The organism is Rhodospirillales bacterium (assembly GCA_016712595.1).
In the GTDB taxonomy this organism is placed as follows: Bacteria; Pseudomonadota; Alphaproteobacteria; order Rhodospirillales; family Defluviicoccaceae; genus Defluviicoccus.
The window spans coordinates 29,442-43,421 of the sequence record JADJQT010000004.1; the positions used below are offsets into that span (position 1 = coordinate 29,442).

13 protein-coding genes and 2 pseudogenes are annotated in these 13,980 nt (G+C 65.0%); 8 read left to right on the forward strand and 7 right to left on the reverse strand.

Going from position 1 to position 13,980, the window contains the following annotated elements; genetic code table 11:
* From IPK66_17475 to IPK66_17485, 3 genes and pseudogenes are all read right to left on the reverse strand, one after another.
* Window positions 1-972: a hypothetical protein gene (locus IPK66_17475; protein MBK8176977.1), complete on the reverse strand. Its 972-nt coding sequence runs from the start codon at window positions 970-972 to the stop codon at window positions 1-3.
* A 5-nt stretch (window positions 973-977) separates the two neighbouring features.
* Entirely contained in the window at window positions 978-2,723 is a 1,746-nt protein-coding gene (locus IPK66_17480) for a hypothetical protein (protein MBK8176978.1), read from the reverse strand.
* 328 nt (window positions 2,724-3,051) lie between these two features.
* Window positions 3,052-3,462 (reverse strand): annotated as a pseudogene (locus IPK66_17485) (DDE-type integrase/transposase/recombinase).
* Window positions 3,463-3,634: 172 nt separating this feature from the next.
* Here IPK66_17485 and IPK66_17490 point away from each other — a divergent pair.
* The 5 genes and pseudogenes from IPK66_17490 (at window position 3,635) to IPK66_17510 (ending at window position 5,871) form a co-directional block, all read left to right on the forward strand.
* Window positions 3,635-4,018, forward strand: a complete 384-nt coding sequence (locus IPK66_17490; protein MBK8176979.1) for a helix-turn-helix domain-containing protein — start codon at window positions 3,635-3,637, stop codon at window positions 4,016-4,018.
* A gap of 247 nt (window positions 4,019-4,265) precedes the next feature.
* Window positions 4,266-4,523: a transposase gene (locus IPK66_17495; GenBank protein ID MBK8176980.1), complete on the forward strand. Its 258-nt coding sequence runs from the start codon at window positions 4,266-4,268 to the stop codon at window positions 4,521-4,523.
* Entirely contained in the window at window positions 4,484-4,684 is a 201-nt protein-coding gene (locus IPK66_17500) for a transposase (protein ID MBK8176981.1), read from the forward strand. Before IPK66_17495 ends, IPK66_17500 begins: the two co-directional genes overlap by 40 nt.
* 28 nt (window positions 4,685-4,712) lie before the next feature.
* The gene (locus IPK66_17505) at window positions 4,713-5,033 is read left to right on the forward strand and encodes a transposase (protein ID MBK8176982.1); all 321 of its coding nucleotides are present in this window, start codon (window positions 4,713-4,715) and stop codon (window positions 5,031-5,033) included.
* A 168-nt stretch (window positions 5,034-5,201) separates the two neighbouring features.
* A pseudogene (locus IPK66_17510) lies at window positions 5,202-5,871 on the forward strand (IS6 family transposase).
* A gap of 194 nt (window positions 5,872-6,065) precedes the next feature.
* On the opposite strand, the gene IPK66_17515 reads toward IPK66_17510, so the two are convergent.
* Window positions 6,066-6,389: a hypothetical protein gene (locus IPK66_17515; protein ID MBK8176983.1), complete on the reverse strand. Its 324-nt coding sequence runs from the start codon at window positions 6,387-6,389 to the stop codon at window positions 6,066-6,068.
* A gap of 508 nt (window positions 6,390-6,897) precedes the next feature.
* Between IPK66_17515 and IPK66_17520 the strand changes: the two genes are divergently transcribed.
* The 3 genes from IPK66_17520 (at window position 6,898) to IPK66_17530 (ending at window position 9,478) form a co-directional block, all read left to right on the forward strand.
* Window positions 6,898-7,035: a hypothetical protein gene (locus IPK66_17520; protein MBK8176984.1), complete on the forward strand. Its 138-nt coding sequence runs from the start codon at window positions 6,898-6,900 to the stop codon at window positions 7,033-7,035.
* Window positions 7,036-7,527: 492 nt separating this feature from the next.
* Entirely contained in the window at window positions 7,528-8,559 is a 1,032-nt protein-coding gene (locus IPK66_17525) for an AAA family ATPase (protein ID MBK8176985.1), read from the forward strand.
* Between the two features lies 1 nt (window position 8,560).
* Window positions 8,561-9,478 (forward strand): ParB/RepB/Spo0J family partition protein, encoded by a 918-nt coding sequence (locus tag IPK66_17530; protein MBK8176986.1) that lies wholly within the window; start codon window positions 8,561-8,563, stop codon window positions 9,476-9,478.
* A gap of 282 nt (window positions 9,479-9,760) precedes the next feature.
* Here the strand turns inward: IPK66_17530 and IPK66_17535 are convergent, their stop codons facing one another.
* From IPK66_17535 to IPK66_17545, 3 genes are all read right to left on the reverse strand, one after another.
* Window positions 9,761-11,959 (reverse strand): ATP-dependent RecD-like DNA helicase, encoded by a 2,199-nt coding sequence (locus IPK66_17535; GenBank protein ID MBK8176987.1) that lies wholly within the window; start codon window positions 11,957-11,959, stop codon window positions 9,761-9,763.
* A 155-nt stretch (window positions 11,960-12,114) separates the two neighbouring features.
* On the reverse strand, window positions 12,115-12,618 hold the full coding sequence (locus IPK66_17540) for a thermonuclease family protein (protein ID MBK8176988.1): 504 nt from the start codon (window positions 12,616-12,618) through the stop codon (window positions 12,115-12,117).
* Complete coding sequence (locus tag IPK66_17545) at window positions 12,615-13,907, reverse strand: replication protein C (GenBank protein ID MBK8176989.1); 1,293 nt, start codon at window positions 13,905-13,907, stop codon at window positions 12,615-12,617. Before IPK66_17545 ends, IPK66_17540 begins: the two co-directional genes overlap by 4 nt.
* Window positions 13,908-13,980 lie beyond the last annotated feature (73 nt).

A 13,980-nucleotide genomic window follows, 5' to 3' on the forward strand; every position in this document is an offset into this window, starting at 1 on the left:
TCAATATCCGCGCGCCCTGTCCACCAGATGGGCAGGAGCACGACCGTCTATCAGGCGACCGAGCGCATCGACGATCGCGGGGATGTACGCCTTAGATCGGGGCACCGCTGCCGAATGCGGCGTGATCAGGAGATTCGGTACGTCCCAGAGAGGACTATCGGCGGGCAAGGGTTCCTCATCGATCACGTCGAGTACCGCGCTGGCGAGCAAACCTTCCCGGAGCATCGAAGCCAGCGCTCGCTCGTCAAGACAACCCGCGCGCGAGGCGTTGATCAGCATCGCTCGACTCGACAGCGAACGGAGCAGCGTCGGGCCAATCAACCGACGCGTGGCGTTGGTCAACGGGAGCAGGGAAATGAGATAGTCGGCGTCACGCACCGCCTCGGACAACGCAGCGGAGCCTGAGATGCAGCGGATCCCGGGGACTGGTCGGGCGGTCCTGCTCCAGCCAGTAACGATCAGCCCGAAATTCCGGAGCAGCAGCGCGGTAGGCTCGCCCAGGAATCCCATTCCCATGACCACCGCCTTTCTACCCGCCATTGGTGCTTGTGGGGGCATACACTCCCAGCGTCGCTCGGCATGTTGCCCTTTCGCTATCTCGGATCGGCGCTGGGCTCCCAAAAGGTGGTCCGCGACATATTCGCGCATCAACCATTGATGCTCAGGCGTCAGCAATCGCGCGATCTGGACATGCGGCCGGATGCCGAACGCCAACAGCCTGTCGACTCCGAGACTAAGACTGAGAAATGCGGACGCGTTCGTCACGCCTGACGGATCGAACGCGCAAAGATCGTCGCAGATGACGATGTCGATGAGTTCATCCGGGACCGCACCAGCGTTCACTATACGGAGGTTCGGCACGACTTCTTCGATCTTCGCACGGAAATCTGGCGCTTCGTCGAAGCTCGGTGCCGCCATCAGCACGTGGCGAATCGCACCTGCAGCGACCGGAACGGCGCGGGTGCCGATCAAATTGCTCACGCGTCGGCGATGACGGAACAGGAGCGATCGACCGGGACCGGATTACTACGTCGCTGCTGAATTCGGGCAGCGACGGCCGCCTGCTCCGCCAGCATGGCGCGCTGCGCAAACTCGAGCAAATCGTCATTCGCAGGCTCGTTGCGCACCCAGATGTAGCGCGACCAATCAATCTCGCCCATGATAGTGCTCGGCCAATGGGCAATGCCGTCGAGCAGCTTGCCCTCGCAGCGACGAGCCAGCTGGAAGCGCCCGCAGCTTTGCTGGGTAGCCCCCGTAGTGACATGCGTTTCTCCGACCAGGACGCCATCCTGAAACTTGATGTTCGTGAACTTCTCCGCGCGGTCGCCTTCTGCAGCAGCATAATCGCTACCGCCTTCGAGCTCGTCCCTGCCGGTACGCAGCCGCAGAACGATCGTCTCCTGCAGTATCTCGGGAGGGCGCAACTCGGTGGATCCTTCGACGAAAAAGCCGGTCCAGCGCCCTTCGAACGACTTGAGAATCTTGGCGGGATCCTTGATGCGCTCCACGCCGATGAGGAATTCTTCGGCTGTCCTCCTCCAGGTGCATCCGTCCCGCCGCCCGTGAATATAGTCCTTCAACCGGACAGCCACTCGCACTCTGGTTTCCAGGTTGCGTGCGGATTCCAGAATTAGCTTCGCGAGGGTAGCCACGTCCTCCTCGGTGAACGGCGGTGACTCGCCCGATGAGCGTGCCGCACGAACCATAAAGGAGTTTGCGACGGTCTTCGCAAAGCCAGGCGACCAGAATTCGGCGAGAAGACGCCATAAGCCCGTGTTCTCGCCGACGATCAAAGGTGTCTCGGCGGCGATCGCTTCCCAACCGGTCAGGGCGAAACCGTCGTGAAAAGAGGGAACGATCGCAAGATTGGCTCTCGAAAGAATGTCGTTGAGCTTCTTGCGATTTTCCTCATAGGGCAAGGCGAGCACGTGAGCGATGCCATTGGCATGATCGTCCGCAAACTGGAGGAGCCTCTTCTCATCACAGCTCGGGACCCCCAAAACAGTCAGCGTCGCGCTAAGCGTTTTGAGATCCTCGCATCCCTGCATTTCCTGCTGAGCGCGGCCAAAAGCTGCGCTGGCTAGTGACGCCTGCTTCACGAGATCATTGCGGGCCTCGAGCCGGCCAAAGGCGACACAGCGAAGCTGGTGTTTTGCCGTCTGGGGGTCAATCTCGGGCATGCCCGGCACGAGCATCTTGGCGCCCTCGCCAACCATGTCCCGCAGCGCAGCGCGCAAAAGCGGGCCGACCGCAAAATGGTAATCGGCGCCGGTGAATAGCTCCAGCTGGTCGTTATGACGCTGGTGCGCCTTTTGCGAGTCATTGTCCCGAGCGCCCACATAGGCCTCGTGATCCATGTGCATGATCAGCGCCGACTTACTTCCGGATTCCTGAGCCGCCCCTTTGGCCGCCTGTCCCGTGAGAACGTCATGCCCAACCCATATGTCTTCAGGGCCGATCGCAGGCAGATCCGGATGATAAGGTAGGATCGTCGCGGCGATCTTGTCGAAGGGGCGGCTCGTTTCATCAGCCTCCGGAACCTCGATCAAACAAACTCCGGCGGCATCGGCCGCCGCCCGTTCTGACGGGTCACAACGCGGGACCAAGCAGAACACGCTTTTTGTTTCCTGGTAGGACGCCAGGCCAAGCGCAAAGTCTTCGTTGAAGGCGTTAACGCCACCTGCTTTTGGACCCCATGCTGTGGCAAGCAGAATGATGTTCATAATGACCCCACCGCCTTCTTCGCGCTCGCCCGTACCGCAGGCGCGCGGCGCAAGTTGGCTTATCAATCCAATAGGTCGTCGCTGTGAAGCAAAATTGTAATGACCGAGTGATCGATGAGGTGGACCTCGTCGCTGGGACCACTGGGTCGTCGTTTTTGATTGGAAAGCTGGCCGGCTCCGTGCTCCTCGATCACGCCACGCGAGGCGTCTGTTGTTGTTGTGGTCGCGGTGGGCATGTGGGCGACGCGGCAGCGTCGTCCAAGCGCAACGTCATGTCCACGGCGTTACCGGACAGGGCGCCGCCGACGCCGTCGCGCCACACCGCCATCGGCGTCCGGCCGGCCAGCGCCTGATGCGGCCGGCGGGCGTTGTAGAAGCCGATCCACGACGCGATCCCGGCACGCGCCTCGCGGCCATCGGCGTAGCCCTTCAGGTAGACGTCCTCGTACTTCAGCGAGCGCCATAGCCGCTCGATGAACACGTTGTCCAGCCAGCGGCCGCGACCGTCCATCGAGATGCGGATACCGGCGCCGGCGAGCCGGCCGGTGAACGCGGCGCTGGTGAATTGCGAGCCCTGGTCGGTGTTGAAGATCTCCGGCCGGCCGAAGCGCACCAGCGCCTCGTCGAGAGCATCGACGCAGAAGGCGTCGTCCATGATGTTCGACAGCCGCCAGGCGAGCACCGCCCGGCTCGCCCAGTCGAGGATCGCCACCAGATAGAGGAAGCGGCTCTGTTGCAAACTTTGGTTCCGGACGCGTGACGATCCCGGCAGATGACCGTTCTGTGCTCAGGCTGCCTGGAGCTCGATGAACCTCCCCCGAACTGGTGGACACCTTTGCTAAGCAGGATTCCCTTGGGCGATCCACATATGGCAGGCTCTGGTGGAGGGATCACTGGATTTTGGTGTTGTCATGGCGGGCCGTCCTCGGGTAGTGACGACGGCGGAGCAGTGCGAGGAGTTGCGTGCGCTGGCCGGTTCGCCGGATCGGGCGGAAGCGGATCGGGCGCGGTCGATTTTGCTGTCACTGCAGGGTTGGTCGAGCGCCCGGATTGCCGAAGCGTTTTCGGTCGAGCCGAACAGCGTGCGCCATTGGCGCTGGACGTTCGGTCGCGAGGGGTGGCGGGCCTGCGCGCCCGCAAGGCACCGGGCCGGAGCCGGTGAAGGCGCGGGCGGCGCGGGCGGTGGTCTCGGCAGTGCTGACGGACGAGGTTGCCGATCGGCGGAACCTGACGCCGCCGCGGTTGCAGAACGAGATCGAGCGGCGCACCGGCGAGCGGATTTCAGTCGCGGCTGAGCGTGGTGATGCGCAAAAAGGGGCTTTCGCTGGCGGCGACCCCGGCACACGCTGAAGGGGCGGCAGGACGCCCAGACCGTCGATCGCTCCGGCCTGCGGCTTCGTCTGCTGAAGCAGCAGGCCCAGGCCAGCGACATCGTGCTGCTGTTCGAAGACGAGTCCGAGGCGCTCACCCATCCTTATCTCGCGCATGTGGGCCGGGCGCGGCGCCGACCTGCGCGTCGCAGCGCCCGGCTAGGCGCGCAAGGTGGCGATGATCGGCGCGCTCGACTTCGCGGCCGGCACGCTGGTCGTCGAGACCAGCCGGAGCAAGCGAAGCAGCGATTTCATCGCTCTGCTGACGCGGCTCGACGAGCTCCATGGCCCGCGCCCCGGCCGACCGACGAAGCCGGTCGTGCTCGTCATCGACAACGGTCCCATTCATACCAGCAAGGCGTCGCGTGCCGCCCCGCCGCGCGGCCATGGCTGTGCGTCGAATGGCTGCCGAGGTACGCCCCCGAGTTGAACGACATCGAACATGCTTGGCGTGACCTGAAGCGGCATTTCCTCGCCCATCAGACCTTCCGAGACCTCGACCATCTCGACCGCGCCATCCATGCTGCCGTCACTGACCTCAACAACGAACGCCAATCCAAAACGTGTGCAAACCTACGAATCGCTGCTTAGGCTCCGGGAAGGGGCTGGAAGGTGTTTGATGACGAAACCGTGTCGGAGTTTCACGGACGAGTTCAAGCGGGAGGCCGTTGCGCTGTTGGCGTCGAGCGGCCGGCCGGTGATGCAGATTGCCGAAGAGTTGGGGATTCAGCCGTCGATGCTGCGCAACTGGCGCACCGCTGTCGGGGTGCCTGCGGGGGCGTCGAGGCGCCCCGACACGCAAGCGACGCCCCCGCAGGCTGGCAATCCCGGTGATCAATCAGCCGAGATCGCACGCCTTCGGCGGGAGGTCGAACGGTTGCGCATGGAACGAGATATTCTAAAAAACCACCCCGGGCCGTGGCCCGCCTGTGCGCGGTAGAAACGCGGCATGCTGTGCTTCGTTCGGAGGGCAGCGGCCGTTAGCTTATTGGTGGGTTCGACCTCGTTAAAAAACGTGGCCCATGGGTTCATGCGCACTTGAGAGGGCTCTGTTGCAAAGCTCGCGGCTATCTGGCGGGATGTGGTCGTAACCACGGGATGCTGAGCCGTGTCGGACTTCAAGGGGCGCCACTTCGAGGGCGAGATCGTGTTGTGGGCGGTACGGTGGTACTGCCGCTACGGAGTGAGCTACCGCGATCTCGAGCAGATGATGGGCGAGCGTGGCGTGGGCGTCGATCACTCCACCATCTATCGATGGGTGCGGAAATATGCGCCGGAGATCGAGAAGCGGCTGCGCTGGCAGTGGCGCCGCCCAGGCTCGCCGAGTTGGCGTGTGGACAAGACCTACATCAAGGTCAAAGGCGAATGGGCGTATTTGGTATCGAGCCGTGGACAAGCTCCGGCAACACGATCGACTTCTATCTCTCGCCGACGCGAAACACGAGGGCGGCGAAGCGCGGCCTCGGCAAGGCGCTGCAGGGCCTGAAGGACTGGGAGCAGGCGCGGGTCATCAACACGGACAAGGCGCCGACCACGGCAAGCTGAAGCAGCTGATCCGCCCCGTGCGCGGCTTCAAAACGTTGAAGACCGCCTACGCAACGATCAAGGGCTTCGAGGTGATGCGGGCTCTACGCAAGGGCCAGGCGGCGATCTTCAACATCACGCGCGACATCCGCGGCGAGGCGCGTCTGGTGGAGCGCGCCTTCGGTCTCGGCGTCTGCGCGTTGGCAGAGGCCATGCAGGTCGTCAGCGAGCGGCTCGAGCTCCAGGCAGCCTGAGCACGGAACGGTCATCCGCCGGGATCGTCACGCGTCCGGAGCCAAAGTTTGCAACAGAGCCGAATTGCGAGCTCCCGTGCGTAGAGCTCTCCCTTAGAATAGCAAACTGCTGGCCAGGCGCGCCTGCAGATACTCCTTGGCGACGGTGGTGGCCCCTGGACGATCAAGCCAGGCCTGTCTCCTGCAGCTCAGTTTCACTCCCCGTAGTTCCGAAGAACTGTTGAATTCGCCGGTTGGACCGCAATCGTTCGTTCGATCAAATCGCCCGTGCCGGCGGAGGGACCGCGGACGGCGAGCTCGTAGGAGTCTGATCCGAACACGGCGGTGTAGCAGTGGAGGTTCTCCCGCCCACCCGGGAGGGTCTTGATCGCCTTCTCGAAGCCTTCGATCCGGTGCCAAGCGTCGTTGCGCTCGAAGGTTTCGATCGCGATCGACCGCACACGCAGAGCAGCGTCGATGACATCTTGGGAATGCCGGCGTCTGTTGGACCGTGGGAAGGCGATGATACGAGCAGACATCACCAGCTCCAGCCTGTTAATGCCGCCAAGCTAGACTCCGACACTTTCCAAAGTGCTAAGGCGCGGCAGCACGATGGCGAATCCGGTGCTGGCACCGGACCGGGCTCTACTCGCTCCGTTCCCGAAGCCGCGAAGGCGGCGCCTCCGCCCTTACGGGTGGCAATCCCTTTCGCAGGCTGGCCGGCCAGAGCGGACGCGCTCCGCTCCGGCATCTCTTCAAGAGAACGTCCTATGGGGCGCTGCCCCTCGCGCAGGCAAGCGGGCCGGCGGGGTCTCCCCAGGCTTCGCTGCGCTGCAGCCCGCGGCCGCAAGCGACCGCGCCCTCGGGTGGGCGATCCCCTCCCCGCCGTCCCGCTTGCCCTTGCTACCCCCGGTCTCGCCGACGGGCAGGGTTGCAGCTGCTGCTGCAAGCCCAACCCCAAGGAGGAGATCAGGTGATGAGCATCGAGGCCAGGAAGGACATCTACAGCCGCGTGACCGACCACATCTCGCCAGATAGCAGCGAGCTTTGCAACAGAGCCGGGACCGCCGCGTCCATCCTGCCCAGCTCAAGCAGCTCGGCCGCCACGTCAGCTACGCCACCCTCGCCGCCTATATCGAGGAGGGCGACCTGTTCGAGGACAATGCGCTCAATGGCGTGCTGTAAGGCCGAGACCGCGCTCGATCATCTGGTTCGGTAGAAGAGTTTCCGCGGGTGGTCAGCGACGGCCGTGACCAGCCCCGCCCTCCTTCGCAGCGTCGAGAGGCCGCGGTGCCGACTCGGCCATACGATCGACGGCGACCGCAACCGCTCGTGATCGTCGGGCGCGCGCGCAGTTCTGACGTCAGCACTGCGCGACGACACGTTCCACAGATCTTGCCGCTCGACGCGGCGCGGCGCGTGGAGCACGACAGCCGGCCAGCATCGTCGTCGTAGGAGGCGAATCAGCCGTTGTAATCGGATGCTCACGGACCGCCTGGGAGGCGCTCACGAGACCGACACATGTTGGCCGCTCCGCCGAAACACTGAGCTGTGCCAATGCACTAACACTTGTCCATAATCAACCATCAACCGCCCCGTTGACGGGTTGACGGTGCTGTCGGACTATTGGAGTGCGGTTCTGACGTCAGAAGTGCGGTGATGATCGCGGAGCTCGGAATGGACGGAAATCGGATGCGCGACTTGCGCCAGCAGTTGCGTCTGAGCCAGACCGAACTCAAGCAGCAGCTGAACCAGCGGCTCGGCCGGAGCTACGACAAGCACAAGATCAGCCGCTGGGAAAACGGACGAGAGCCGATCCCGGAGGACGTGGCAATGGAGCTCGACGCCATGGCTGTAGAGCGAAAGCCCGATGCCCGGGCTCTCGTCCTGGCCAATCAGAAAGGCGGGGTCGGCAAGACCACCAGCGCCTTGAACCTAGCCTACGCGTTCTCGCGATCCAGCCACGTGCTGCTCGTCGATATGGATCCGCAAGCGACGGCAACGGCCGGCCTCCTGGCAGAAGCCAGCATCGAGGCGTACAGGCAGGGTCGTACGATCGCACACGTCATTCTCGGAGGTCGGCCCATCTCCGAGGTGATCATCAAGGCGTCGGAGCCCCTGGGAGATAGCAGGGCGATTCCGTTCGATCTGGTCGGCAGCCACATCGATTTGGCCGAGTCGGACGCCCGCCGTGAACCTGGTTTCGATGTCTCGCTGCGAGAGGTCCTGGAACACTGCCGCGGGTCTTACGACCACATCGTCATCGACGCGCCGCCGAACCTGGGGATGTTGACGTGGATGGCTCTTGCGGCCGCCGAGGACGTCATCATCCCGGTCCGGACGGAACCGTATGACACCATGGGCGTAGGCCTGATTCTCAACACCATCAAGAAGGTGCAGCGCCGACTGAACCCGACGCTCCGCCTCGCCGGCATTCTTCCGACGCAGTACGGCAAGCGGAAGTCCGTGGATCGGGAGGTGCTCGCCCATCTGGTGACGGCGATGGGCGACAAGGCGCCCGTCCTGGAACCGGTAAGCGACAGTGCCATATTCGGGCGCGCCGCGCGCAATGGCCGGATCGCTCTGGAAGCCTCGCCGCAGGCGCCGGCCGCCCTCGTATACGCTCGTCTGGCGCAATGTCTAGCGTCGGGCAGCCCTCTGCCCCGGGCGGACGTCGGGGAGACCGCTTTAGACGGGATGAAGGCCTGAGATGGCTACGAAGACACAACGCCCCTCTCCGATCCTGGGGGCGGCTTCGATGATGATCAGCGAAGCGTCCGACACGCTGGTGACCAGCGACAGTCGCTTCCATCACAGCTTCGAAGTCGCCTTGGACGCGATCGAACCCGATCCCGAGCAGGCGAGGAAGCAGCATGCGCCCGACGACATCGCCGCTCTCGCCGGCACCATGGCGGCGGAGGGCCAGCTGCAGCCGATCCTGCTGCGCCGTCATCCCTCCGAGCGCGGCAGATGGGTCATCGTCGCCGGCGAGCGTCGCTGGCGCGCCGCACAGCTCAACGGCTGGCCGACAATTCTCGCGATCGAGCACGACAAGGACCCGGAAATCGCATCGCTGGTGGAAAACCTTCAGCGGGTCGACCTAAACGCCGTGGAGGAGGCGACGGGGGTCCGTCGGCTGATCGAGAGCAAGCAGTGGACCCAGGATCAGGCAGCCGGCGTCCTCGGCAAACCGAAGAGCGAGGTCAGTGCGCTGCTTAGGATCCTCTCTCTGCCGTCCGATCTGCTTGAGTCTGTTCTGACGTCAGAACTGAGCATCCCCAGGAACGTCCTGGTGGAACTCGCACGTGTGGACGACATGATGATCCGGGAGCCCCTTCTGCAGCTGGCTCGCGAGGGCGCGCTCACGGTGAAGATGATCCGCTCGGCGAGAGAGGATGGAGGAGCCAACTTCAGCTCGCGCGGAGAGAGGCCATCTGACCGGAAGAGCGCGTCAGCTCCTCTTGTTCAAGTCAGCTTCCGTGCCGTCGAAACAATGGCGGGACGACTGCGGGCTGCACGTGAATCCGGAAAGCCGATCGGCGAGAAGGGCAGGGAGGCTCTCCTGCAGTTGCGGCAGGCGATCGACGACTTGCTCGCCAACTCATCCATCCGGCCACAGGCCGAGTAGAGGACAGCGCCGTGCAGTTGCGCTCATGCGCAGGGCTCAGCGGGAACCCAAAATACAGCCATACCGCATCGCTGATGATCTCAGCGGGGTAGCGATGGCCAGCGTAAATCGGGCCGCGGGGCGTCTTCATCCCGCGCATTTACCCGACCAACCCAGCTCCTGCCAAGCCCGCTCTCGCCCAACTTGACGGTGCCGTCGCGCATGCGATGTGCGCGTCGTTCCGGCAGGCGAGGGGGCTTCCGCTCCGAGCCGTGGATCGTGCTTTTCGACGAGGGTGGCAGATCAGCCCACGCATCCGGCCAGCCACTCCCGCAGCTTCGACCACCTTCGCCCGGTCTGTTTTCCCTTCACCGCGATCGCCAGCGCTTTCTTCTGGCCGACGACAACGACCAGCCGCTTGCCACGGCTGACGGCGGTATACAGCAGGTTCCGCTGCAGCATCGGGTAATGTTGCGTGGTCAGCGGGATGACCACGGCGGGATATTCCGAACCCTGCGACTTGTGGATGGTGGTGGCGTAGGCGAGGGCGATCTCGTCCAGTTCGCCGAAGCCATAGGTCAGGTCCCGGCTCTCGAACTCCAGCACCATCTCAGACGCCTCGGCATCGATGGCGCGGACGACGCCGAGGTCGCCGTTGTAGACCTCCTTGTCGTAGTCGTTCTCGACCTGCATCACCTTGTCGCCGATGCCGTAGGTCGAGCCGAAGCGCTCGACGTGCAATTCGCCCGGCGGATTGAGCGCCTGTTGCAGATCGATGTTCAACGAGCGAGCACCGAGGCCGCCGCGGTTCATCGGGCACAGCACCTGGACGTCGCGGATCGGATCGAGGCCATGGCGGGCCGGGATGCGGTCGCGGACGATCTGCAGGATCTTGGCGACGCCATCTTCGGCATCGACGCACTCGACGAAATGAAAGTCGCTGGCCGGGTCCTGCACCCACTCCGGCATCAGGCCCTGGTTGATGCGATGGGCGTTGACGATGATCCGGCTCTCGGCGGCCTGGCGGAACACTTCCGTCAGCCGCACCACTGGCACCACGCCCGAGCCAATCATGTCGGCGAGCACCTGGCCGGGGCCGACCGAGGGCAGCTGATCGACGTCGCCGACCAGGATCAACGCCGCATCATCCGGCACCGCCTTCAGCAGCGCGTGCATCAGTGGCACGTCGATCATCGACGTCTCGTCGATGACCAGCAGGTCGCAGTCCAGCAGGTGGTCCTCCTTGCGGCGAAAGCCGCCGTGCATCGGATCGACCTCGAGCAGCCGGTGGATGGTCTTCGCCTCGAGGCCGGTGCTGTCCTGCAGCCGCCGGGCGGCGCGGCCGGTGGGGGCAGCCAACGCGATGCGTACGCCCTTGACGCCGAGGATCTTCAGGATCGAATTGACCAGCGTCGTCTTGCCGACGCCCGGGCCGCCGGTGACGACGAGCACCTTCGCCGCCAGGGCGAGCTGCACCGCCTCGCGCTGGCTGGCGGCGAGATCGATCCGGGCCTTGCTCTCGACCCATGGGATGGCCTTGGCGGCATCGATCGCCGGCCAGGGCAGGACGCCGCTCCGCAGCGTGCCGATCCGCGCGGCGATCGCCCGCTCGGCGCGATGCAGGCCGGCGAGGAAGACGCAAGGCTCCGCGTCGACGTCGTCGGCAATCACTTCGCCGTCCTGCAGTTCCAGAGCGAGCGCCGTCTCGATGATCGCGGCCGGCACCTCCAGCAGTTCGACCGCCATCGGCACCAGCTGCGTCAGCGGCAGGCCACAATGGCCCTCGTCCATTGCTTCGCTCAGCGCATAGCCGATGCCGGCACGGGCGCGGATCATTGCTGTCTTCTCGATACCGAGCTTTTCGGCGATCAGGTCGGCGCTCTTGAAGCCGATGCCGCGGATGTCGCGCGCCAGCCGGTAGGGGTTTTCCGAGATCAGCCGGATCGCATCGGCGCCGTAGGTCTTGAAGATGCGCACGGCGCGCGAGGTGCCGACGCCATGGCCGTGCAGGAAGATCATGATCTCGCGGATCGCCTTCTGGTCGGCCCAGGCGGCGACGATGCTCTCCGCCCGCTTCGGGCCGATGCCGTCGATCTCCTGCAGGCGATCCGGCGTCTGCTCGATAACTTCGAACACCGCCTCGCTGAACGCCCGGACCAGTTTCCTGGCGTACACCGGCCCGATGCCCTTGATCATCCCCGAGGCGAGATACTTCTGGATGCCCTCGGCCGTCGTCGGTGGCGCCGAGCGCAGAAAACCGGCGCGGAACTGCACGCCGTGCATCCGGTCATTGACCCACTGCCCCGTCATCTGGACGAACTCGCCGGCGGCGATTGCCGCCGCGTGACCGATGACGGTGATCAGATCGCGCTGACCGCGCGCCTTCACCCGCAGCACGCAGAAGCCGCTGTCCGGGTTGTGGAAGGTGACGCGCTCGACGAGACCGGCGAGGGTGTCCTTTGCCACCGCTGCTGATCCAGGACGTGACGGCCGTTCCGACATCGACAGTCTCACCAGCAGTAAGCGGGGATCTTGGGCACATCGTGCTCCCGCCACTTCATCGGGCGGATAATCGCCTTCGCGTAGGGAGCGGTGAACCTCATTGAGGTCTCCTTGCGTGCCCTCGATTTCGGCGAGCCGGGCCGGTCGCCAACCGCTCATTGCGCATGGGCATGCGCCGCTCGCCACTGCGATGGCTCGACGAACGCACCGCCCCACAGGCCGCGGCGGGCACGCCGGGCGGTGTCCTCGTCGTCGACGTAGACGGTCGAGTACTTGCGGTAGGCGATCGCCAGGCCGGCGCGCACCAGCCAGGCGCCGAGATCCTCGTCGCCGGCATCGAAGCAGACGGCGACGGTTCGGCCGTAGTGGTCGGTGGTGCGCGGCCGGCAGGTCACGGGGCGGCCGGCGATCTTCTCGGCCAGGGCGGAGGTCGCGACCCGGCCGCAGAAGTAGTCGTGGCCGTCGCCGGAGGTACAGGTTTGGCGGGATTCCGGGGCATCAATGCCAAAAATTCGCAGATGCACATCGGCGACGACGATGGTGTCGCCGTCGATCACCCGCGCCGGGCCGGTCACGGCGTCGGCGGCGCGCACGCCGTGAACGGCGACGACAGTGGTGGCGAGAACGAGGGCGACAAGCGCGGCGGTGAAACGGTTCATCGGGTCGTGCTCCTTTCCGACGGCGAGCGCCGGTCGGCTGCGGGGGTGAACGACGTTGGGCACGGTTCGTTTTCGGTGTCGCGCTGGCCTTCGGCAAGGCCGTGCAGGCTGCGCAGCAGGTGGAGTTCGCCGTCGCGACCGCGGGCGATCATCCCCCTGAGGTAGCCTCCCGGCGAGCGGATGGTCTCGCGTTTGGCGGCGATGATGGCGACGGCGGTGGCCGCCTGATAGCGGCCGAGGGCGTGACAGGCGTCGATCCAGGCGGCGCGGCTGATACCGAGCTGGTGGCGGAGGCGATTGGCGGCATCGACGATGTCGGACCAGGTAGGGCAGGGGGTGAGGAGCTGATCCTGCAACGGCGGAGAGACACGAACGAGAAATTTCGGTGTCGCTGCCGGCGGCTCGTCGTGCAGGGCGTCGTCGGTTTTGACGGAGGCTCCGTCGCCCGGGCCGTTACACTCCATTCCCGAGTCTTTGTTACCTGTAGCTGAGTTAGTTTCGGGTTGGGTTGTAGTTGTATAGAGGCGGACCTGGGAGTCCGGTGGGCCGGACATTTCCACAGGTTTCCGCAACGCTTCGACCAACGCCGTCTCCCCATCCTGACGCCGTCTCTCGAGGTCGATGACCGCCGTAGCGAGGACCGTCAGCGGCGCTCCTTCGTCGATCGCCACGGCGGTCACGGTCCAGGCTTCCGCCAGCCAGACACGCCAGTCCCGGTCGGTCAGGGCGTGCTCCAGCGCCGTCTCGGCCAGCTGCTGGATCGCCTTGCGCGCGATCGTCAGACGCCGCCGCAGCGCGGCGCGGGCCTTGCGCTTGCCATCGGCCTTCTCGGCGATAGCAAGGAACTCTGCGTGCCGGTCGGCGAGGGGAGACAGGTCGAAGCCGTAGGCCTCGACAATCCGGCCGGAGGAATCGCGCCGGCCCCACCGCCGGCCCTGCGGGCTGTCCACCGGGACGATGATGCCGAGCGCGATCAGCCGGCCGAGCAGACGGCGGACGTGCCGCTCGGAAATGCCCAGCCGATCCTGCAGCATGGCGTTGCTCGGCCAGACGATCGGCCGGCTGCCGCGCTGCCAGTCCTGCGGCTGACTGAACGCCATCAGCTGGTCGACGAGATCACGGACGGCGCCGAGGCCGAGGGTGGCGGCGGCGCGCTTGAACGCCGCCAGCGCCTGGCCGGCGGTGATTCCATTCGGCAGGCCGTCGAAGCAATCGGCCTGGGTCTTGATCGGCAAGGCGTCGGGCGCCAGGCGGCGCAAGCCGGGGGCGACTCGGGCACAAGCAGTCACGTTCGGTCCTCCATATCTGGGGACCGTTCAGGCAAAACTTCCCTGTTCGCGCCTCTCGCACGTTTTGGCTTGC

Coding starts and splice junctions, on each gene's coding strand:
- IPK66_17480 (MBK8176978.1), bottom strand. CDS start 2,723: ATGAACATCATTCTGCTTGCCACAGCATGGGGTCCAAAAGCAGGTGGC.
- IPK66_17490 (MBK8176979.1), top strand. CDS start 3,635: ATGGCGGGCCGTCCTCGGGTAGTGACGACGGCGGAGCAGTGCGAGGAG.
- IPK66_17505 (MBK8176982.1), top strand. CDS start 4,713: ATGACGAAACCGTGTCGGAGTTTCACGGACGAGTTCAAGCGGGAGGCC.
- IPK66_17515 (MBK8176983.1), bottom strand. CDS start 6,389: ATGTCTGCTCGTATCATCGCCTTCCCACGGTCCAACAGACGCCGGCAT.
- IPK66_17525 (MBK8176985.1), top strand. CDS start 7,528: ATGGACGGAAATCGGATGCGCGACTTGCGCCAGCAGTTGCGTCTGAGC.
- IPK66_17530 (MBK8176986.1), top strand. CDS start 8,561: ATGGCTACGAAGACACAACGCCCCTCTCCGATCCTGGGGGCGGCTTCG.
- IPK66_17535 (MBK8176987.1), bottom strand. CDS start 11,959: ATGTCGGAACGGCCGTCACGTCCTGGATCAGCAGCGGTGGCAAAGGAC.
- IPK66_17540 (MBK8176988.1), bottom strand. CDS start 12,618: ATGAACCGTTTCACCGCCGCGCTTGTCGCCCTCGTTCTCGCCACCACT.